The following is a 19680-nucleotide window of genomic DNA, read 5'->3' as shown; positions in this document are numbered from 1 at the left end:
AGGCCAACGGAGCCATTGATGAAGCGCATCATTCTAACGGCCATTGCCTTGGCCGCGCTCTCGATAACTGCAGTGCAGGCCCAGGAGCAGCAAACCATCCCCACCGGCCCTACGCCGATACCCGGTTCGCCCGGCACTGCTACGCCGACGCCGTACCCGCAGATTACCCCGACCACTGTGCCCAAGACCGGCAACGGTGGGCCACCGTTGTTGCCGCCGATCGAAATGCCCAACCCGCCCAAGGACCAGACCTTGCCGGGCCTTGAGCCGAGCACGACGAAAATCAAAACGCCGGGCGGATAGTGTCTAGATCTGCTGCGAGAGCAGTTGCCCGTCGGCCATGCGCAAGCGTTTGGAGAGGGAGACGGCGAGGGCGCGGATGATCTTGGCGGCGATTTTCGGCGCTTCGTTGAGCATCTTTTCCAGGGAGTCCTTGCCCAGGTTGAGCAACTGGCAGTTGCTCGCGGCCACACAACTGGCTGAGCGCCGTTCGCCGTCGAGCACGGCCATTTCGCCGAACGCCCGACCGCTGCGCAAGGTGGCCATGGTCACCGGTTGCCCTTCGCTGTTGGTCTTCTGCACCGCAACCTGGCCGGTGTGGATGATGCACATGAAACTGCCGGCATCGCCCTCATGGAAGATCTCTTCGCCTTCGGCGATGGTGCTGATGCTGAAGTAACCTGAAGCCGCCACGAAGTCGGCCGGCAGCAGTTGATCGAACAGGCCGCAGTCCATCAGCCAGTCGCGAATTTCTTTGTTCAGTAAGGTCGGTTCTGACATGTCGTCACGGTCTTTTTCTTGTGTCTGTTGCTGTTCCAGGCGCGCCCGGCGTCTGGTGTTAAGACCGGGACGCCGGGCCAAGTTCCTCAGGCAATGCCCAAAACCTTCAAAACAAATGCGTATTCGAGGGCTACGTCACGTAATCCCTGGTAGCGACCGCTCATCCCGCCATGCCCGGCGCCCAATTCAGTCTTGAGCAGCAGGGGATTGGTGTCGGTTTTGGTCGCGCGCAATTTCGCCACCCACTTGGCCGCTTCCCAGTACTGCACGCGACTGTCGTTGTAGCCGGCGATCACCAGCGTTGCCGGATAGGCTTGCGCGGTGACGTTTTCATACGGGGCGTAGGCCTTGATCCGATCATAGACGTCTGGCTCTTGCGGGTTGCCCCATTCGTCGTATTCGGTGACGGTCAGCGGCAACTCCGGGTCGAGCATGGTGTTGAGCACGTCGACGAACGGCACTTCGGCTATTGCCGCACCGAACAGCTCCGGCCGCTGATTGAGCACCGCGCCGATCAGCAGGCCACCGGCGCTGCCGCCACTGATTGCCAGCTGCGATGAGGTGGTGAAACCGTTGGCGATCAGGTGTTCGGCGCAGGCGATGAAGTCGCTGAAAGTGTTGTGCTTGTGTTCCTGCTTGCCGGCGCGATACCAGGCTTCACCCAATTCACCGCCGCCGCGAACATGCGCGATGGCAAACGCCATGCCGCGATCCAGCAGGCTCAGGCGGGCGTGGGAGAACCACGGGTCGAGGCTTTCGCCGTAAGCGCCATATCCGTACAGATAAAGTGGCGTCGGTTTACCGAGGAATTCGCGTTTGACCACCAGGCTGATCGGCACTTGTGTACCGTCCGGCGCCGTCGCCCAAAGCCGCTGGCTGACGTACGCGTCGGCGTCGAACGGGCCGAGCACCGGGGTTTCCTTGAGGACTTTCTGCTCGCCGGTGGCCAGGATCAGTTGACGGATTTGCGCCGGACGGTTCAAAGCCTCGTAGCGCAGACGGATTCTGTCGCTGACAAATTCCAGGCTGTTCTGCACATGCAGGCTGTAGGCCGCGTCCGGTAATTGCACGCGATACGGCGCCAGGCCTTGTGGGCGGACTTCAATGATCGGCAGGCCGCCTTCACGCAGGCTTAAGGTCATGGCCTCGGCGTTCAGGCTCATGCCATCGATCATCACCGCGTCGCTGTGGGGGATCAGGTTCTGCCAGTCGGCTTCGGTCGGCGCGACGCCGGTGTCGGCGGCCTGGTACAGGGCGAAGTTGATGCCGTCGCGGTTGGTGCGGATCAACCACGTCCACTCGCCATCGAGTTTGCCGTGGTCGACATCGTACTCATGGTCTTCGACCCGTGGTGCCAGGCAGGTAAAGGCCTGATGGGGCAGCGAGGCGTCGAGCACCCAGACTTCGCTGGTGGTCTTGCTGCCCAGCGACAGCAGCAATTGCCGTTCGGAACTTGAGCGGTAGCAATGCAGGAAGAATCGGCCGTCCGGTTCATGGAACACTTCTTCGGCGGCGGTGCCGTCCAGCCGATAGCGGAACAGTTTGTGCGGGCGATGGGTGTCGTCGAGTTCACCGAAGAACAGCGTCAGGCTGTCATTGGCCCAGGTCATGCTGCCGTCGCAGTCCTGGAATTCCAGTTCGCTGACGCGGCCGCTGGACAACTCCTTCACGAACAGCGTGTAAACCTCCTCGCCACTGGAATCGATGCTGTAGGCCAGGCGCTGGTGGTCCGGGCTGACGCTGAACGCGCCCAGGGAAAAGAAACCGCCCTTGGCCAGCACGTTCGGATCGAGCAGCAGGAGTTCCTGGCTTTCGTCGATGTGCAGGCTGCCATCGGTCGGAAGTGGGCAGCGGTAATGACGGGCGTATTCGTCGCCGGCCGTGGTGCGGGTGTAATACAGGTACGGGCCCCAGGGCGAGGGCAGCGACAGATCGGTTTCGAGAATCCGCCCCTTGATCTCTTCGAACAGGATTTCGCGCAGCCCGGCCTGATCGGCGGTTTGCGCCTCCTGATAGCGGTTTTCAGCTTTCAAGTAATCAAGCACTGCGTCGGTGTCGCGCTCCTGCAGCCAGGCATACGGGTCATCGCCGTCGGCCTTGTGGGCAATGGGCGCGTCGGAAACGTTGGCGGATAGGGGCATGAAGGACTCTCGAACGTTGTACGAAATTGGGGGATCGCAGACGGCGGGGCAGCCTGAAGTGCGAAAAGTCGTTACTATAAGCGCCTCTTTGCCTGCCTTGCCATGGACACCATGACCGAGAACGACTATCTGATCGCTTGGGGCCTCTACGCCTTTGCCGCTTTAGGCTGCCTGTTGGTGTGGATGCGCATCACCCGCTGGATGTGGCGTTGGCTGCGTGAGCCGCTGCGGCTGCTGATGGCAGTGTTGCTGTTCAGCCCGACCATCATTGACCCGGTGAAGGAAAAGGTCGCCCCGGCCATTGCCATTACTGTGCTGGATCTGCTGTTCAAGGTCGGCAACAACGCCTGGCGGGCGATTTCCGACCTGTTCATGTACAGCATGATTGCCTTCGGCCTTTACCTGGTTCTCGTGGCGATCCGTTTCCCGATCGAGCGCGCATCCAAGGCTCGCAAGGAGCGGGCGGAGGCGGCCAAGGCTGCGGCGCGCACCGACGAGCCTGAAGGCGATCAACCGTTCGGCGGTGCCGGCGATGATCGTTACGGTCGGCCACCGGTGCCGAGCAACCCGCAGCGACTGCGGGTCGAGCCGCGTCTGTAACTGTGCCCCTGCATTGAATCGAGAGTCCGAGCATGTGTGAGTTATTGGGCATGAGCGCCAATGTCCCGACCGATATCGTGTTCAGCTTCACCGGGCTGATGCAGCGCGGCGGCCGCACCGGACCGCACCGTGACGGTTGGGGCATCGCTTTCTATGAAGGCCGTGGCCTGCGCCTGTTTCAGGACCCGGCGGCGAGCAGCGAGTCGGAAGTGGCGAACCTGGTGCAGCGCTATCCGATCAAGAGCGAAGTGGTGATCGGCCACATCCGCCAGGCCAATGTCGGCAAGGTCTGCCTGTCCAATACCCATCCGTTTGTGCGCGAGTTGTGGGGGCGCAACTGGTGTTTCGCCCACAATGGCCAGTTGGCCGACTTCAACCCGACCGCCAGTTTCTACCGCCCCGTCGGCGATACCGACAGCGAAGCGGCATTCTGCGATTTGCTCAACCGGGTGCGTGCTGCGTTCCCTGAGCCGGTAGAGATCGAAGAACTGCTGCCGGACCTGGTGGCCGCTTGTGCCGAGTACCGCAGCAAAGGCGTGTTCAACTGCTTGCTCAGCGACGGCGACTGGCTGTTCTGCTACTGCTCGACCAAACTGGCGCAAATCACTCGCCGTGCCCCGTTCGGCCCGGCACGCTTGAAGGACGTCGATGTGATCGTCGACTTCCAGGCCGAAACCACGCCCAACGACGTGGTTACGGTGATCGCCACCGAACCCTTGACCGAAAACGAAACCTGGACCCGCTACGAACCGGGCCAATGGAGCCTCTGGCGACGCGGTGAATGCGTCAGCCAGGGCAATACCGAATAAGGATCTCTCCCCCCATGTTGCTCAGTTATCTACGGCTGGTGTTGTTTGCGGCAGGCCTGTTGATCGGCGTCCAGGTGCCTGGGTTCATCAGTGACTATGCCAAGCGGGTCGAGGCGCATCTGATCGAGGCACAGAGCGGTTTGAGCGGTTTTCAGGGCACTGCCAATCAGTTTTTCAAGGGCGATATGCAGGCGTTGGTGGCCCATTACCGTGCCAGCGAAGACCCGATCTTTCGCAGCGATGCCGACAGCCTGAGCGCCTTGCTCACCCGTCAACTGGCCCTCGACAAGCAATTCCAGGCCATGCAGGGCCCGTGGTACATCCGCTTCCTGCAAGTGGTGCTGGCGGCCGACCCGGATATTCGCAAGGAAACCTGGAACGGCTACAGCTACCAGATCCTGCTGACGCCGGAAGCGATGATCTGGGGCATGAGCGGCGCGTTGCTGCTGTCGTTCGGCATTGAATGCCTGTTCCGACTGATCGACTGGGTGGTGCTGGGCGGCAAGCGCCTGCGCCAGAGCCGGCCGATCGAAGAGCGGGATTTGCGCGGGTTGTAACACTGGAGCCGACTTGCCGGCGATTGCCGCGAGATCGCATCGCTGGCAAGCCGGCTCCTGTTTTTACCAATCGACCGAGTAACTCATGCTCAGCGTGCGGCCTTCGGCATTGGCGTACGGCGCTCTGGCGTTGGCTTGGGTGAACAGGTTCTGGTACGTGCGATTGGTCAGGTTGTACACGCCGCCTTCAAGACGACCGACCGGCAGTTGCACGGAGCCGAGCAGGTCCACCAGCGTATAACCTTCGATGTCGCGTCCATTGTCGTCCTTGGCGGCGGCATCGTAATTGGCCAAACGCATGCCTTGCAGGCGCAGGCTGTAGTCGTCTTCGGTGTAGCCGACGAACAGTGTGGTCTTGGCGGGTGAGATGCGTGTGGCCGGCAGATCGATCCATTTGCCGTTCTGCTCGGTCTCGCCTTTGGCCCAGGCATAAGTGCCACCCACCGACCAGTGATCGGTCGCGCGGTAGGTCAGGCTGTTTTCGATGCCGCGAACTCGCTCTTTCTGGTTGATCAGGCGCAATACGCGATCATTGGCATCGTAGAACTGGGTCACGTCCGAGGTGTTTTCGTACACGGTGACGTCGGCTTGCCACTGGTCCCAATTGCCACGCCAGCCCAACTCGTAACTGTCGACCTTGATGGCCTGGGCGTTAAGACTCTGGATGTCGAAGGTGCTGCTGACGTCACGCATGAAGCGCTGGATATCCGGCAGCGAAAACCCCTGGCTGTAATTGGCGAAGACGTCCTGGTTTTCACTCAGGTGGTAGACCGCCCCCAGGTTGTACAGCGTGGCGTCGTATTTGAGGGTGTCACCGGGCAGCGTTGCGCGTATGCCGGTCTGGACGATCTGACCGTAGGCGATGCTGTCGGAGACGTCGCTTTCGATCCATTCACGGCGCACTCCGCCACGCAAGGTCCAGTCTCCGATGTCCCAGGACATCTGCCCGAACAGCGATTTGGTGGTGGTTTCGATGTCCGGGCCCAGCTCGTAGGTGGTGCCGGTCTTGGTGTAGTTCAGGCCATTGAGCGTGTATTGATCACCTCGTTGACGGGAGCGCTCATTGTCATAGTCGGCGCCCCAGACCAGATTGCCCGTGGCGCTTCCGATCGCCGGCAGCGGCGTGTCGATGGCCGCGCGCAGGCCGTAGACGTCCTGCACACTGTTGTTGTTGGAGATCCCGGCTCTGCCTCGCGACAGGTCTGGAAAGAACAGTGCATCGGCGCGGCGCCAGTAGCTTTCCAGTTGCAGGCCCTGACCGTAGAAGTCCTTGTCGGTGTAGTTGAGATTGACCGCCTGGTTATGGGTATAGGGTTGGTCGTCGAGTTTCAGCCCTTTGACGGCCACCGCTTGCTGCGAGTTTTTCGGGTCTTTGGTGTAGCCGGTGTCCTGCTGGTCCTTGTAGTCCTGCAGCGACAGGCTGATTTTCTTGTCGGCATCCAGTTCGTAACCGAAACGACCTTGCAGGTCATAGGTTTCGGTGTCCATGTTGCTGCCCTGGGAGGTGTCCTGGGGGATGCGGTTGCCGTTGCCGTCGAACTGGTCGTTGCGCTGGGTCAGGTCGGCGGACACATACCAGTCCAACGCGTCCTTGCGCCCGGTGGCACTCTGGAAAGCTTCGTAGGCGAAGCCTTTTCTGTTGAGGTTGTTACCGCTGGTCAGGCCCAGTTTGCTGCTGTAGGCAATGTCCTGGCCCTGATTGCGCTTGGTGATGATGTTGATGATGCCGCCTGAAGCACCGGCACCGTAGATGCTGCTGGCGCCGGAGATCACTTCGATGCGTTCGATGCTGGCCGGGGCGATGCTGTTGAGCTGGCGGAAGTTGTCGCGCGTGGCGTTCTGCGATACGCCGTCGATCAACACCAGCATGTTGCGCCCGCGCAGGGTCTGGCCGAAGTTGCTCATCCCGCCGCTGGATGGCGCAATACCCGGGACCAGTTGCCCGAGGATGTCTGAGACCCGGCGACCCGCGCCGCTCTGCTCACGGACCTGCTGTTCGTCGATTATCTGGACCGAGCCCGGAATCGAAGCAATGCTCGCCTCGCTGCGAGTCGCGGAGACGACGGTGGCTTGCATGTTCAAGGTGCCGGGCTGCTGTTCGGTGTCCTCGGCCCAGGCCTGGGCGCTGAAGGTGCCAAGTAGCGGGATCAGCAGGGAGAGTTTGGTTCGGGTCATGACGTGGTCTTTTTTAGTTGTGATAAGTGTGGGGCGATAAGGTCGAGCGGTCAGGCGTGGCGTTGAACGACCGCACCCAGCGGATGCCGATGGCGGCTATGGCGTAGGTCAGTGCCACCAGCCAGAAACTGTGGGCCAGGCCCACCAGGCCCATGCCGATACCGCCAAGGACGACACCGAGCAGAGCACCAGCCTTTGCCGCACTGTTACCGAGGCCGAGCGCGAAGCCCTGCTGGGTGATGGAAACGGTGTTGGCGATCAGGGCATAGGCGACGGGCAGCAGGGCGCCTTGCCAGATGCCCCAGACGAGTCGGCTGACGAGAAAGCCCAGCCATTCATTGGCCAATGCCGTGGCCGCCAGCGTCAGGGCACATAACCAGGCCACGCCTTCGATGACGCGCAAGGTGTAGGCCGGCTGCCAGCGGTCGAACAGGCGTCCCCACAGCGGGGCGGAAATGGCCAGGGTCGCGGCGCTCGCCGCGTAGGTGGCACCGATCAGCCAGCTTGGGGCATGCAGAATGTTCGCGACATATAGGGCGTAGAACGATTGCGGCATCATCTTCGCCGCCTGAATCAACACGATCACCAACAGGATTCCACTGAGCCAGCCTTTGGGCAGGGCCACCGGCTCAACAGGTTTTTTCTTCGCGGTTCGCGCCTTGTCGGCCGGCAGGAAAAAACTCCCCAGTGCGCACAGCAGGCAAATCACCGTCGCGCCATAACACAGCAAGGCAAACCCCGAGACGTCCATCAGCCAGCCACCCAGCACCGGGCCGATCAACGAGCCGACGGCGGTTGCCGATTGCAGGCGGGCCAGGGTGTGACCCCGTCTGGCACCGTCGCAGCAGGCCAAGGCATAGGCTTGCGCGGCCGCGAGAAAACCGGCCAACGCGCCTTGCATCACGCGAATACCCACCAGCAGCCACGGGTCGAGAGTGATGGCCGCCAAGCCTTGGCACAGCGCGAGGGCCAGCAACGCCCGAACAATCATCGGTTTGTGCCCGGTGCGATCCCCCAGCCGACCCCACAGGGGGGTCAGCAACATGGCCGCCAGCATCGGGCCGGCATAGACCATCGCCGATAACAGCGCGGTGTAGCCGGCGCCTTCGGGCCCGAGCAGATGCTGGATCTGCAAGGGCCAGAACGGGCCGCTCATCTCCATGGCGCCCATGGAGACAAACTGGATGACGATCAGCAGTCGCAGGGCGCGACCGTCAGCGAGCATGGGTGTTGGGTCGCAGCGGGTTACTCAGGCGTCCGACGATGTCGGCATGACTGTCGAGCAAGCGCATGCGCATGAACGATTTGGCGGGCCAATCCTGTTCCAGCAAGGCCTGGCGTTCGCTTTCCCAGCGTGCCGGTTCAACGCGCTCGCGCAAGCTCTCGAAGCACTGTGCAACGCGCGCTGCCAATCGCTCCCACAGGATATTTTCCGGCACATTCCAGTGGCGGGCACAAAGCAACGTCAGCTCACCGAGGTGGCACATGAAGGTGGTGTGCAGGAGTTTGTCGCGGACAAACCCTGCGTCGTCATACAGGGTCATTTTCGGATCGTGCAGCTGGATATCCAGACCCTTGGCGTGCAGGGTTTTGCGATCGATACGAACGTCGCCGAAATCACGCAACAGCAGCCGATTCAGCTGCCCGTCAGCGCCCATCACCATGAAACTGTTTTGCTGGTGCGCTTCGAACGCCACGCCGTACATCAGATAGATGCCCAGCAGACTTGGTACGGCAATCGACAGGTAATCATCGAAGAACGTCAGCATGGCCTCGCTGTCGTCCCGGCCTTGAGCCAGTCTGACCCAATCACGCAGCAACGGTTGTTCGAATTCGTTGACGGCGAACAGGCTGCCGACCGGCACCGCCAACTCGCCTGCTTGCAGCAGGGTCAGCGGGTTGTCGCGATACAGCACGCCAGCATGCCGGGAGCGTTCGTCATCGGCCGGCAGTGGTGCGTAATGCACGCCGATGCGCTCTGGAACGATGTTCAGCAGGCGCTGAATCTGCGGTTCCTGATCGAGGATATCCAATACCAGTTGGCTGATGCGCGGACCCATCCGGGCCGAGCGCGGCGACACGGTGCGCTGCACGCTGGTCAGGCGCAAAGCCACCGGCAGTTTGACCATCGGTGCCGTGCGACTGGCCTGCGGCAGGACCGTGCGGAAGGACATGGTCGGGTGGCCGGTAAACGCCACGATGTCAGTGACGATCAGCAGGTTGTCGGCGATCTCGTTGGCGAATGAATGTGGCAGCTCTTCATGGGCTTGCCATGGGTGCGACGGCAGCGGGAGGTAGTCCTTTGCGTCCAGGCCCAGCTGCTGCAAATGGCGTTGCAATTGCTCGGCGGCCTGTGGGAAGTGACCTTGCCACCAAACCCAGTAGTCCGTGGTGCCAGCCAGCGCTTCAACATGTGCGTACTGGCGGTGCAGGGCGCACAGCACGATCGGAAAACTCGCTTCGAATTCTGGCGAGAAAGCGATGACCTGAGCGGCGCTCAAGCCCAGTTTGGTCTTGTAGTTCGGGTGCCACGGATGGCCGAGAGTCCCCCACTGTTCGAGCAGCGATGTAGGGTTCTGGTGGCAGGGGCTGGCTTTGAGCCAGGCGAGCAGATTGTCATCGTATCCGGTGTCGATCTGCTCTCTCAGGCGCTCGGTCCATCCGTGGTGAAACGCCAGGCACAGGGTGTCGTTGCTGAAGCTGTCATCCAGCTCCCGGGCCAGACGTTCCAGTACCTGCGGGGAGGCTGGCGGATTGAGCTGAGTGCTGAGGTGAGCGAGCAGTTCGCTGGGCAACTGGATTTTGTGCGGCAGTTTGTCGGGGGTGTGCAGGACGATGCTGCCGCGTACGTCCCAGCTGTTCATTCTGCTGCTGGACAAATGCTCGAAGCAAAGGTGCGCGCCATCGCCAAGCGGCAGCCAGCAGCGGCTGGTGTCGTCGTATTCGCAGGTGTCGGGATCAATCAGCTCTTCACGGAACAGCGCCTGGATCAGGCGTTGGAAACAGCGCTGGGCGGCGGGCTCCAGGGCATTGCTCAAATGATCGAGCGTGATGCGGTGGGACTGGAAAGCCTGAGTACCGAGAGCTTCGCTCCAGTGAGCGAGCAATTGCTGCTGTTGTTGCGTGTAATCGCGCATCAGGTCCGACTCCTTCTGGACAATTGATTCTGAAAGCGCGCAAAGAATACCGTTTTGAAAAATTAATGCAAATGATAGTGGTTCATATTTACACTTCGGAAAATGCCTTTCAGGCTCTGGCCTACGGTTTGCTCAAGACGATGTAGTGCTCGCCCACTTTCTGCGCATAACACTCCACGACTTGCTGACACAGCGCCACGATTTCTTCGACCCACTCCACACCCACCCGCCACGACACCACCACCGGCAAATTCGCTGGTCGCTGATCGATGGCCAGCAAGGTCAACTCTCCCCGGGCCAATTCCTCGGCCACCAGCACGGGCGACAATGCGCCTATACCGAAGCCGTCCCGCAGCAACCGGGTAATCGCCGACACCGAGTTCACGCAGTTCAGCCGTGGCGCCATGACCCCGTTGGCCTGCATCAGGCTCAAGATGTCCTGGTGCGGACGGGAGTTTTTCGAATAGGTGATGATCCGCTCCCGTGCCAGGTCGGCGACACCTGAATACTCACGGTTGTAGATGGAATTGCTGGCCACGATCCAGCCCATCGGATGACTGGCCAGCTCCAGGCTGCGCACGCTTTCCTGGCGCAGCAGGTCGGTTTGCAGGATCAGATCGAGAAAGCCTTTTTGCAGCTGATCGCAGAGGTTGAGCGCGGTATCGGCCACCAGCTCGATTTCCACCAGCGGATAGTGATCCATCATCTGTGCCACCAACGGGCTGAGCCAGGTGTGGATCACCGTGTCCATGACGCCGATCCGCACCCGCCCGGCCTTGCTCGAACGCGTTTCGATCGACTGCTTGAGCGACTGCATCGTGTCCATCATCTGCTCGGCATATTCGAGCACTTTCAGGCCTTCGGGGGTCAGGCTCACACCGCGGGAGTCGCGCAGAAACAGCTTCACCCCGAGCTCGCTTTCGAGCACGGCGATGCGGCTGGAAATCGACGCTTGGGTGGTGAAGAGCTTGTCCGCCGTCAGGCGAAAACTCTTGAGTCGGGCGACCCAGACAAACGTCTCGAGAAACTTCAGGTTCATGGGGTCAGCTCGTGAATAAAGTTTTTCTTATGTCTAGGGCGGGGTTTTATTAGTTGGACGCAGCGGGGCCAACCGCCCAAAAATCAGGCCATCCGGTTCCCACGATAGGCGTCGTCGGGGCTCAGAACAATACCAATAAAATATGCACGGAGATTTTGCCATGAGTGCGCCCGACACCCTCGACATCCCCAAAACCACGGCTCGCCCGGGACCTTTCGACTGGTACCGCAACATCAACAAACAGGAGCGTCGCACGTTCTGGAGCTGCAAGATCGGCTATGGCCTGGATGGCATGGACACCCAGATGCTCAGCTTCGTGGTACCGACCCTGATTGCCATGTGGGGCATCACCACCGGCCAGGCCGGGCTGATCCACACCAGCACGCTGATCGCCTCGGCCATCGGTGGTTGGGTGGCGGGGATTCTCTCCGACCGCATCGGTCGGGTGCGTACCTTGCAACTGACAGTGCTGTGGTTTGCGTTCTTCACTTTCCTCTGCGGCTTCGCCCAGAACTACGAGCAACTGTTGATCAGCCGCACGTTGATGGGCTTCGGTTTCGGTGGTGAATGGACCGCCGGCGCGGTGCTGATGGGCGAAGTGATCCGCGCCAAGGACCGTGGCAAAGCCGTCGGTATGGTGCAATCGGGTTGGGCATTGGGTTGGGGGCTGACAGCCATTCTGTATGCGCTGCTGTTCTCGGTGTTGCCGCCGGAAGACGCCTGGCGTGCGCTGTTCATCCTCGGCATCGTGCCGGCGATTTTCGTGATCTTCGTCCGTCGCCTGGTCAAGGACCCGGAAATCTACCGCGAAGCCAAAGCCAGGCAAGAGCCAAGCAACCCGGCGAAGTTCTACGAGATTTTCGCCCCCGGCATCCTCTTCACCACGATTCGCGCGTCGATACTGACCACCGGCGCACTCGGCGGTTACTACGCGATCACCTCCTGGCTGCCGACGTTTCTGAAGAACGAGCGGGGCTTGAGCGTCCTCGGCACGGGCGGTTATCTGGCGATGGTGATCATCGGGTCTTACGTCGGTTATGTAATCAGCGCGTATCTGACTGACATCCTTGGTCGTAAAAAGAACTTCATTCTGTTTGCCGTCGGCTCGTTCACCATTGTTTTGCTGTACACCCAATTGCCGGTCAGCAACGGCGTGATGCTCTGGCTGGGCTTCCCCTTGGGCTTCTTCGCTTCGGGGATTTTCAGTGGCATGGGGTCGTTTCTGACCGAGTTGTTTCCAACGCGGATTCGCGGCTCGGGCCAGGGTTTTTGCTACAACATCGGTCGGGCACTGGCGGCGTTGTTTCCGCTGCTGATCGGCTTGCTCAGTCAGAAGGTGCCATTGAGCGTGGGAATCGGGGCTTTCGCTGCGGTGTCCTACGGGGTGGTGATCCTGGCGGCGCTCAGCTTGCCGGAAACCTGTGGTAAACAACTCGACGCCGAATAACCGAATGTCCGGTAACTGATAATCTGAGGGGCAGATGCCCTTCAGCTAAAAAGACAAAAGCCTACAGGAGTGTTCACCGTGAACCGCCTGCTATTGAACTGCGACATCGGCGAGAGTTTCGGCAACTGGACCATGGGTCTGGACGCCGAGGTCATGCCCTTCATCGACTGCGCTAACATCGCCTGCGGTTTCCATGCCGGCGACCCGAGCATCATGCGCAAGACCGTCAGCCTGGCCCTGAGCAACGGCGTGCAGATCGGCGCGCATCCGGCCTATCAGGATCTGGTCGGTTTCGGTCGCCGCTCCATGGCGTATACCGCCCAGGAACTGCAGGACCTGTTGCACTACCAGATCGGTGCCCTCGACGGCATTTGCCGGGCTCAGGGCGGGCGGGTGAGTTACGTCAAACCCCACGGCGCGATGTACAACGACATGATGGCCAACCCGGCGCAATTGCGCGCGGTGATCCAGGCCGTGGCGGCCTATGACCGGACGCTGCCGCTGATGCTGATGGCCACTCGCGACAACAGTGCCGCCCAGCAGTTGGGCGACGAATACGGCGTGACCCTGTGGTTTGAAGCCTTCGCCGATCGCGCTTACGACAGCGCCGGAATGCTGGTCTCGCGGCAACTGCCGGGAGCCGTGCATCACGATCCCGAGAAAATCATCGAACAGGCGCTGATCATTGCCCGCGGTGACAACCTCACGGCCAGCGATGGCAGCGCCTTGCACCTGCAGGCCAATACCTTGTGCGTACACGGCGACAACGCCAGTTCGGTGGCCGCCGTGCGGCGCATTCGCGAGGCCTTGAATCAGCAGAGCGCATCATGAAGCCACGGGTGGAAGTGGTGGCGCTCGATTGCCTGATGGTGCGCCTGTTCGATGAAATTGCCGAGGCCAACATGCCGTGGATGCTGGCTGCCAGTGAGCGTTTGCGAGAAGCATTCGCCAGCCATTTGATCGATCTGGTGCCGTCCTACACGACGCTGATGGTGCATTACGATCTGATGGCATTGAACCCGGCCCAGGCCCGGGAGTTGATCGCTCAAGCCCTGATCGATCTGACGCCCAACGCTCGGGCCAAGGGTAAATGCCATGTGCTGCCGGTCTGGTATGACTTGAGCGTTGGGCCGGAGTTGAACCTGTTGTCCCAGCGTAGCGGCTTGGCGGTGAATGAAGTGATCCGCCGTCACAGCGAACACGAGTATCAGGTGTTCGCGTTGGGCTTCGCGCCGGGGTTCGCGTTCATGGGGTTGGTGGAAGAAGTGTTGGCCGCACCGCGTCTGAGTACCCCGCGCAAAAAAGTCGCCGCCGGCAGTGTCGGCATCGCTGAACGCCAGACGGCGGCTTATCCGGTAGTGTCCCCCGGCGGCTGGAACCTGATCGGTCGCACACCGGCCAAATTGTTCGACCGTGAACGCGACGGCTACAGCTTGATGCAACCGGGCGACACGGTGCGCTTCGAGGCGGTCAGTCATGCCGAGTTCATCAACCTGGGCGGTGACGACACGCCGTTGGAGACCTTGGCATGAGCCGACTGACGATTGAAGCAAGTACACCGCTTTGCCTGTTGCAGGACGCCGGGCGATTTGGTGTGCGGCATCTGGGCGTGACCCAGGGCGGCGGACTGGATTGGCGATCGATGTCGTGGGCCAATTGGCTGTTGGGCAACGGGCTGGATGCGTCGGTGATCGAAATTACCCTCGGCGGGTTCAGTGTGGTGGCCGAGGACGATTGCTTGCTGGCATTGGCTGGTGCCGATCTTGGGGCGCAGATTGATGGCCAGCCCTTGGCGCCGTGGCGCAGTTTCAAACTGGGCAAAGGTCAACGATTGCAATTCACGCAACCGTTGCTTGGCGCTCGGGCGTACCTCGCGGCACCAGGCGGGTTTGATGCGCCGAAGGTGCTGGGCAGCACTGCAACTGTGGTGCGTGAGGAACTCGGCGGCCTCGACGGCATGGGCCGGGCGTTGGCCAAGGGATCGTCGTTGAAGTACTCCACCGAGGCGCCGCTGCTGGTACGGGAACTGCCTCGCGAGCACGTTCCGGATTTCAACCTCGATACGCCGCTGGACCTGGTGCTTGGTGCGCAAATCGGTGAATTCAGCGGGCAGAGTCTGTTTGACGCATTCAACAGCGCCTGGACCCTCGACAGTCGCGCCGATCGCATGGGCATTCGTCTGTTGGGAACGGCTTTGCAGTATCAGGGCAAACCGATGATTTCCGAAGGCATCCCGCTGGGGGCGGTCCAGGTGCCGCCGGATGGGCAGCCGATTGTGCTGCTCAATGACCGGCAGACCATTGGCGGTTATCCGCGGTTGGGGGCGTTGACGCCGTTGGCATTGGCGCGGCTGGCGCAGTGTCTGCCGGGGGCGAAGGTGCGGTTGAAACCGGTGGTGCAGGACGTCGCGCATCGCGAACAAGTCGAGTATTTGCGCCGGTTTTAACTGTGGCGAGGGGGCTTGCCCCCGTTCGGCTGCGCAGCAGTCGTAAAACCATTGCATGCGGTGTGTCTGATACATCGCGATTGCAGATTTTGGGGTCGCTTCGCAACCCAACGGGGGCAAGCCCCCTCGCCACAGATGCAATGCTCTACTTGGAAAGAAACCGCATCCCTTCCTCCAACCCCCGCAACGTCAGCGGATACATTTGATCATCGATCAAATCCCGCACGATGTTGGTCGACGAGGTGTAGCCCCAGGTGTCTTTCGGGTACGGGTTGATCCAGATGAGCTTCTTGTACTTTTCCTTGAAGCGCTGCATCCACACGTAACCGGCTTCTTCGTTCCAGTGCTCGACGCTGCCGCCGGCCTGGGTGATTTCATAGGGCGCCATGGCGGCGTCGCCGATGAAGATCACTTTGTAGTCGGCGCCGTACTTGTGCAGCAAGTCCTGGGTGGCGGTGCGCTCGGAGGTGCGGCGCATGTTGTTCTTCCACACCGATTCATAAATGAAGTTGTGGAAGTAGAAGTACTCCAGATGCTTGAACTCGGTCTTGCAGGCCGAGAACAGCTCTTCGCAGATCTTCACGTGGGCATCCATCGAGCCGCCGATGTCGAACAGCAGCAGCAACTTGACGGTGTTGCGCCGCTCCGGACGCATCTGGATGTTCAACAACCCGGCATCGCGCGCGGTGTGGTCGATGGTGCCGTCGATGTCCAGTTCTTCCGCCGCGCCCTGACGGGCGAATTTACGCAAGCGACGCAGGGCGACCTTGATGTTGCGCGTGCCCAGTTCCACCGAATCGTCGAGGTTCTTGTACTCGCGCTGATCCCAGACTTTCACCGCTTTGCCCTGACGCTTACCGGCATCGCCGACCCGAATGCCTTCCGGGTTGAAACCGCCGGAACCGAACGGGCTGGTGCCGCCGGTGCCGATCCATTTGTTGCCGCCGGCATGGCGTTCTTTCTGTTCTTCCAGGCGTTTCTTGAACTCTTCGATCAGCTTGTCCAGGCCGCCGAGGGACTGGATCGCGGCCCGCTCTTCGTCAGTCAGGGAACGTTCGAATTCCTTGCGCAGCCAGTCTTCGGGGATCAACGCCTGAAGGTGATCGTCGAGCTTTTCCAGGCCATTGAAGTAGGCACCGAACGCCCGGTCGAACTTGTCGAAATGCCGTTCGTCCTTCACCAGGATCGCCCGCGACAAGTAATAGAACTCGTCCATGTCGGCGAAGGTCACGCGCTGTTTCAGCGCGTTGATCAGGTCCAGCAGCTCACGCACCGAGACCGGCACCTTGGCTGCGCGCATTTCGTTGAACAGATTGAGCAGCATGGCGATCGCCCTTATTGGTACTTAGCGAGTGCCGCGACGGCTCATGAACGCCAGACGTTCAAGCAATTGCACGTCCTGTTCGTTCTTCACCAGGGCGCCTGCCAGCGGCGGAATGGCCTTGGTCGGATCGCGTTCGCGCAATACCGCTTCGCCGATGTTGTCGGCCATCAGCAGTTTCAGCCAGTCCACCAGTTCGGAGGTCGAGGGCTTCTTCTTCAGGCCCGGCACCTTGCGCACGTCGAAGAACACGTCCAGCGCTTCGCTGACCAGGTCTTTCTTGATGTCCGGGTAGTGCACGTCGACGATCTTCTGCAGCGTCACGCGATCGGGGAACGCGATGTAATGGAAGAAGCAGCGGCGCAGGAAGGCGTCCGGCAGTTCTTTTTCGTTGTTGGAGGTAATGATGATGATCGGACGTTTCTTGGCCTTGATGGTCTCGTCGATCTCGTAAACGTAGAACTCCATCCTGTCGAGTTCTTGCAGCAAGTCGTTGGGGAACTCGATGTCGGCCTTGTCGATTTCGTCGATCAGCAGAATCACCCGCTCTTCGGACTCGAACGCCTCCCAGAGCTTGCCCTTTTTCAGGTAGTTGCGAACGTCGTGGACCTTGTCCACGCCCAGTTGCGAATCCCGCAGGCGGCTGACCGCGTCGTATTCGTACAGGCCTTGATGCGCCTTGGTGGTGGACTTGATGTGCCAGGTAATCAACTTGGCGCCGAAGGACTCGGCCAGTTGCTCTGCGAGCATGGTCTTGCCGGTGCCTGGCTCACCCTTGACCAGCAGTGGCCGCTCCAGGGTGATAGCGGCGTTGACCGCCAGCTTCAGGTCATCGGTGGCGACGTAGGCCTGGGTGCCTTCGAACTTCATCTGCTAATCCTCAAACGGTAACGCCGACCTGAGCGAGGCAGGGCGGGGCGCAATAAATGGTCAGGCTCGACTATAACGCGCAGGTCGGTCGACTGTGAACGCAGACGGGTTATTCAGTCTCTGAATGGGGCGTCACTTCGTGACTCATCCCGCATCCGGTTTGGGTCGTTCGTACTGGGCATTGAACGCCTGGATGAAACCGTTGCGTAAAATCTGCAAAAACGCCTCGAACGCGCTGATATTCCGCTGATGCACGTTGCCCTTGAGTTCGACGCGAGTGGCGAATTGGTTTTTCGCCTGGTTCTTCAATACATTCTGGGTGCCGCCGACGAGCGCTTCCCAAATGGAGCGGAAAATCCCTTTGTCCTTGTTTTCCACGTCCTGTTGCCAGTTGAACACTTCGACGTCCCGCAACAGTGGCTTGATGTAGCCGGTGAGTTGTCCCTTGTTGGCCTCGGCCTCGATGACCAGGTCGCCATGGCCGGCATTGAAGTCGAACTTGCCGTAGGCCGACGCGAAGTCGTTCAGGCGTTTGAGTTCAAGGTCCCTGGCGCGCAGGCGGAACTCGAAGTCTTCGAAATTGCTCAGCGGATCGAAGGTTGCCGTTGTTTCCAGCGGTGCATTCCCCGGTAACAGCGCCTTGCCATCGAAACGGGCATCGCGTTTGCCTTTGGTGTCGACTACGTTGGTCAGGTTGTAAATGTTGGCATTGACCTGAGTAGCGCTCAGGTTCACGGGTGGTTTTGAATTGAAGTTGTGAAAGGTGACCCGGCCATCGTTGATCCGCACTTCGTTCAGGGTAATCGGCAGCAATTTTTCCAATTGTGCCCGCCAGTCGGTGCCCTGACCGGTCTGGGAGTTTTTCTTGTTGGCGCCGCCATCGACGAAGTTCACCTCGGGTTTGTCGAACTGCGCCTTGGCCACCACGGCGTGGTCGTACCAGAGCGAGTGCCAGCTGACGGAGAGGTCGATCAATGGCGCGTTGACGAACGGCACCGGGACCTTGCCCTCGACCTTGACGATTTTCAGCCCGTTGATTTTGTAGGCGCCACGCCACAAGGCCAGGTCCACGTCGGTAACCTGCCCGCGATAGTCGCCCATATTGGCCAATCGCTCGTTCAGGTAGTCACGCACGATGTAGGGCAGGGCGATATGCACGGCAACCAGCAACATGAGGAGGCCGGCGAGGGTCAACAGGGGCCAACTGTATCGACGCTTCATGGCGGCAAATCTCTGGCGGTGTAAAGCGGTTGACTGCTATGGCAGCCGGACGTTCGACTGACTGGACGACCACGAGCAACAGGCATACCTTGGTGGGCTAATTCAACGCGGTATAAGGACCCAGCCATGAGCCGTATCTATGCTGACAACGCCCACTCCATCGGCAATACGCCGCTGGTGCAGATCAACCGTATCGCCCCGCGCGGTGTCACCATTCTGGCCAAGATCGAAGGGCGCAACCCTGGATATTCGGTCAAGTGCCGAATCGGCGCGAACATGATCTGGGATGCTGAAAGCAGCGGTAAACTCAAGCCCGGCATGACCATCATCGAACCGACCTCGGGCAATACCGGTATCGGCCTGGCATTCGTTGCCGCCGCCCGTGGTTATCGGTTGATGTTGACCATGCCCGCGTCCATGAGCATCGAACGACGCAAGGTGCTCAAGGCCCTTGGCGCCGAACTGGTGTTGACGGAGCCGGCCAAGGGCATGAAAGGCGCGATCGAGAAAGCTGCCGAAATCCTCGCCAGTGATCCGTCCACCTACTTCATGCCGGGGCAGTTCGAAAACCCGGCCAACCCGGCCATCCACGAAAAAACCACCGGCCCGGAAATCTGGAACGACACCGACGGTGCGGTCGACGTGCTGGTAGCGGGCGTCGGAACGGGTGGAACCATTACCGGGGTTTCGCGGTATATCAAGAATACCCAGGGCAAACCGATTCTCTCGGTGGCGGTGGAGCCAATGGTGTCCCCGGTGATCACCCAGGCGATCGCCGGGGAAGAGATCAAACCGAGCCCCCACAAGATCCAGGGCATCGGCGCTGGTTTTGTGCCCAAGAACCTGGACCTGTCGATGGTCGACCGAGTGGAATTGGTCAGCGACGACGAATCCAAGGCGATGGCCCTGCGCCTGATGCAAGAAGAAGGGATTTTGAGTGGCATCTCTTGCGGCGCCGCCATGGCGGTGGCTGTACGCCTGGCCGAAACCCCGGAAATGCAGGGCAAAACCATCGTGGTGATCCTGCCCGACTCTGGCGAACGCTACCTGTCGAGCATGCTGTTCAGTGACTTGTTTACCGAACAGGAAAATCAGCAATAAGATTTTATGGCTGTTTTGAAGCCGATCAGGGGGTTG

Annotated in this window: 18 protein-coding genes; 9 read left to right on the top strand and 9 right to left on the bottom strand. The window is 60.5% G+C overall.

Going from position 1 to position 19680, the window contains the following annotated elements; translation table 11 throughout:
- Nucleotides 1–18: 18 nt before the first annotated feature.
- Nucleotides 19–303 carry a hypothetical protein gene (locus tag PGR6_RS21600; protein ID WP_018926759.1) on the top strand — a complete coding sequence of 95 codons (285 nt, stop codon included), beginning with the start codon at nucleotides 19–21 and terminating at the stop codon, nucleotides 301–303.
- Nucleotides 304–306: 3 nt separating this feature from the next.
- On the opposite strand, the gene PGR6_RS21595 is transcribed toward PGR6_RS21600, so the two are convergent.
- Nucleotides 307–780, bottom strand: coding sequence for a cyclic nucleotide-binding domain-containing protein (locus PGR6_RS21595; RefSeq protein ID WP_018926758.1), 474 nt, complete (start codon nucleotides 778–780; stop codon nucleotides 307–309).
- A gap of 86 nt (nucleotides 781–866) precedes the next feature.
- Nucleotides 867–2921: a S9 family peptidase gene (locus PGR6_RS21590; RefSeq protein ID WP_064619681.1), complete on the bottom strand. Its 2055-nt coding sequence runs from the start codon at nucleotides 2919–2921 to the stop codon at nucleotides 867–869.
- A gap of 102 nt (nucleotides 2922–3023) precedes the next feature.
- On the opposite strand from PGR6_RS21590, the gene PGR6_RS21585 reads away from it, so the two are divergent.
- Genes PGR6_RS21585 through PGR6_RS21575 form a run of 3 tightly spaced genes read left to right on the top strand, consistent with a single transcriptional unit; the run spans nucleotide 3024 to nucleotide 4887 of the window.
- Complete coding sequence (locus PGR6_RS21585; RefSeq protein WP_026286473.1) at nucleotides 3024–3521, top strand: hypothetical protein; 498 nt, start codon at nucleotides 3024–3026, stop codon at nucleotides 3519–3521.
- 32 nt (nucleotides 3522–3553) lie between these two features.
- Complete coding sequence (locus PGR6_RS21580; protein ID WP_018926755.1) at nucleotides 3554–4330, top strand: class II glutamine amidotransferase; 777 nt, start codon at nucleotides 3554–3556, stop codon at nucleotides 4328–4330.
- Between the two features lie 14 nt (nucleotides 4331–4344).
- Complete coding sequence (locus tag PGR6_RS21575) at nucleotides 4345–4887, top strand: DUF2937 family protein (RefSeq protein WP_018926754.1); 543 nt, start codon at nucleotides 4345–4347, stop codon at nucleotides 4885–4887.
- 63 nt (nucleotides 4888–4950) lie between these two features.
- Here the strand turns inward: PGR6_RS21575 and PGR6_RS21570 are convergent, their stop codons facing one another.
- The 4 genes from PGR6_RS21570 to PGR6_RS21555 form a co-directional block, all read right to left on the bottom strand.
- The gene (locus PGR6_RS21570) at nucleotides 4951–7062 is read right to left on the bottom strand and encodes a TonB-dependent receptor (protein WP_064619680.1); all 2112 of its coding nucleotides are present in this window, start codon (nucleotides 7060–7062) and stop codon (nucleotides 4951–4953) included.
- Nucleotides 7063–7075: 13 nt separating this feature from the next.
- Entirely contained in the window at nucleotides 7076–8287 is a 1212-nt protein-coding gene (locus PGR6_RS21565) for an MFS transporter (protein ID WP_064619677.1), read from the bottom strand.
- A complete protein-coding gene (locus tag PGR6_RS21560; protein ID WP_064619674.1) occupies nucleotides 8277–10199 on the bottom strand; it encodes an IucA/IucC family protein in 1923 nt (640 codons plus the stop codon). The genes PGR6_RS21565 and PGR6_RS21560 overlap by 11 nt, the downstream gene beginning before the upstream one ends.
- A gap of 121 nt (nucleotides 10200–10320) precedes the next feature.
- The gene (locus PGR6_RS21555) at nucleotides 10321–11238 is read right to left on the bottom strand and encodes a LysR family transcriptional regulator (protein WP_064619669.1); all 918 of its coding nucleotides are present in this window, start codon (nucleotides 11236–11238) and stop codon (nucleotides 10321–10323) included.
- 160 nt (nucleotides 11239–11398) lie between these two features.
- Between PGR6_RS21555 and PGR6_RS21550 the strand changes: the two genes are divergently transcribed.
- The 4 genes from PGR6_RS21550 to PGR6_RS21535 all read left to right on the top strand — a co-directional run bounded on the left by PGR6_RS21550 (nucleotide 11399) and on the right by PGR6_RS21535 (nucleotide 15131).
- Nucleotides 11399–12685 (top strand): MFS transporter, encoded by a 1287-nt coding sequence (locus PGR6_RS21550; RefSeq protein WP_064619666.1) that lies wholly within the window; start codon nucleotides 11399–11401, stop codon nucleotides 12683–12685.
- Nucleotides 12686–12763: 78 nt separating this feature from the next.
- A complete protein-coding gene (locus tag PGR6_RS21545; protein WP_064619663.1) occupies nucleotides 12764–13516 on the top strand; it encodes a 5-oxoprolinase subunit PxpA in 753 nt (250 codons plus the stop codon).
- Nucleotides 13513–14217: a 5-oxoprolinase subunit PxpB gene (gene pxpB, locus PGR6_RS21540; protein ID WP_018926747.1), complete on the top strand. Its 705-nt coding sequence runs from the start codon at nucleotides 13513–13515 to the stop codon at nucleotides 14215–14217. Before PGR6_RS21545 ends, pxpB begins: the two co-directional genes overlap by 4 nt.
- Nucleotides 14214–15131, top strand: coding sequence for a biotin-dependent carboxyltransferase family protein (locus PGR6_RS21535; RefSeq protein ID WP_064619660.1), 918 nt, complete (start codon nucleotides 14214–14216; stop codon nucleotides 15129–15131). Before pxpB ends, PGR6_RS21535 begins: the two co-directional genes overlap by 4 nt.
- 145 nt (nucleotides 15132–15276) lie before the next feature.
- Here the strand turns inward: PGR6_RS21535 and PGR6_RS21530 are convergent, their stop codons facing one another.
- The 3 genes from PGR6_RS21530 to PGR6_RS21520 all read right to left on the bottom strand — a co-directional run bounded on the left by PGR6_RS21530 (nucleotide 15277) and on the right by PGR6_RS21520 (nucleotide 18543).
- Nucleotides 15277–16455, bottom strand: coding sequence for a vWA domain-containing protein (locus tag PGR6_RS21530; protein ID WP_007934103.1), 1179 nt, complete (start codon nucleotides 16453–16455; stop codon nucleotides 15277–15279).
- 21 nt (nucleotides 16456–16476) lie between these two features.
- Nucleotides 16477–17322: an AAA family ATPase gene (locus tag PGR6_RS21525; RefSeq protein ID WP_018926745.1), complete on the bottom strand. Its 846-nt coding sequence runs from the start codon at nucleotides 17320–17322 to the stop codon at nucleotides 16477–16479.
- Between the two features lie 144 nt (nucleotides 17323–17466).
- On the bottom strand, nucleotides 17467–18543 hold the full coding sequence (locus tag PGR6_RS21520; protein ID WP_064619657.1) for a DUF748 domain-containing protein: 1077 nt from the start codon (nucleotides 18541–18543) through the stop codon (nucleotides 17467–17469).
- 126 nt (nucleotides 18544–18669) lie between these two features.
- On the opposite strand from PGR6_RS21520, the gene cysK reads away from it, so the two are divergent.
- On the top strand, nucleotides 18670–19644 hold the full coding sequence (gene cysK / locus PGR6_RS21515; RefSeq protein ID WP_018926743.1) for a cysteine synthase A: 975 nt from the start codon (nucleotides 18670–18672) through the stop codon (nucleotides 19642–19644).
- Nucleotides 19645–19680 lie beyond the last annotated feature (36 nt).

The organism is Pseudomonas sp. GR 6-02 (assembly GCF_001655615.1).
Classification (GTDB): Bacteria; Pseudomonadota; Gammaproteobacteria; order Pseudomonadales; family Pseudomonadaceae; genus Aquipseudomonas.
Note: the sequence above shows the minus strand (reverse complement) of the source record. Positions and strands in the feature narration are given on the sequence as shown.

Bases quoted from the DNA above. Each gene is read 5' to 3' on its own strand.
- PGR6_RS21580 (WP_018926755.1), top strand. From the start codon at position 3,554: ATGTGTGAGTTATTGGGCATGAGCGCCAATGTCCCGACCGATATCGTG.
- PGR6_RS21570 (WP_064619680.1), bottom strand. From the start codon at position 7,062: ATGACCCGAACCAAACTCTCCCTGCTGATCCCGCTACTTGGCACCTTC.
- PGR6_RS21590 (WP_064619681.1), bottom strand. From the start codon at position 2,921: ATGCCCCTATCCGCCAACGTTTCCGACGCGCCCATTGCCCACAAGGCC.
- PGR6_RS21600 (WP_018926759.1), top strand. From the start codon at position 19: ATGAAGCGCATCATTCTAACGGCCATTGCCTTGGCCGCGCTCTCGATA.
- PGR6_RS21525 (WP_018926745.1), bottom strand. From the start codon at position 17,322: ATGAAGTTCGAAGGCACCCAGGCCTACGTCGCCACCGATGACCTGAAG.
- pxpB (WP_018926747.1), top strand. From the start codon at position 13,513: ATGAAGCCACGGGTGGAAGTGGTGGCGCTCGATTGCCTGATGGTGCGC.
- cysK (WP_018926743.1), top strand. From the start codon at position 18,670: ATGAGCCGTATCTATGCTGACAACGCCCACTCCATCGGCAATACGCCG.
- PGR6_RS21595 (WP_018926758.1), bottom strand. From the start codon at position 780: ATGTCAGAACCGACCTTACTGAACAAAGAAATTCGCGACTGGCTGATG.
- PGR6_RS21575 (WP_018926754.1), top strand. From the start codon at position 4,345: ATGTTGCTCAGTTATCTACGGCTGGTGTTGTTTGCGGCAGGCCTGTTG.
- PGR6_RS21565 (WP_064619677.1), bottom strand. From the start codon at position 8,287: ATGCTCGCTGACGGTCGCGCCCTGCGACTGCTGATCGTCATCCAGTTT.
- PGR6_RS21585 (WP_026286473.1), top strand. From the start codon at position 3,024: ATGGACACCATGACCGAGAACGACTATCTGATCGCTTGGGGCCTCTAC.
- PGR6_RS21550 (WP_064619666.1), top strand. From the start codon at position 11,399: ATGAGTGCGCCCGACACCCTCGACATCCCCAAAACCACGGCTCGCCCG.
- PGR6_RS21535 (WP_064619660.1), top strand. From the start codon at position 14,214: ATGAGCCGACTGACGATTGAAGCAAGTACACCGCTTTGCCTGTTGCAG.
- PGR6_RS21530 (WP_007934103.1), bottom strand. From the start codon at position 16,455: ATGCTGCTCAATCTGTTCAACGAAATGCGCGCAGCCAAGGTGCCGGTC.
- PGR6_RS21520 (WP_064619657.1), bottom strand. From the start codon at position 18,543: ATGAAGCGTCGATACAGTTGGCCCCTGTTGACCCTCGCCGGCCTCCTC.
- PGR6_RS21560 (WP_064619674.1), bottom strand. From the start codon at position 10,199: ATGCGCGATTACACGCAACAACAGCAGCAATTGCTCGCTCACTGGAGC.
- PGR6_RS21555 (WP_064619669.1), bottom strand. From the start codon at position 11,238: ATGAACCTGAAGTTTCTCGAGACGTTTGTCTGGGTCGCCCGACTCAAG.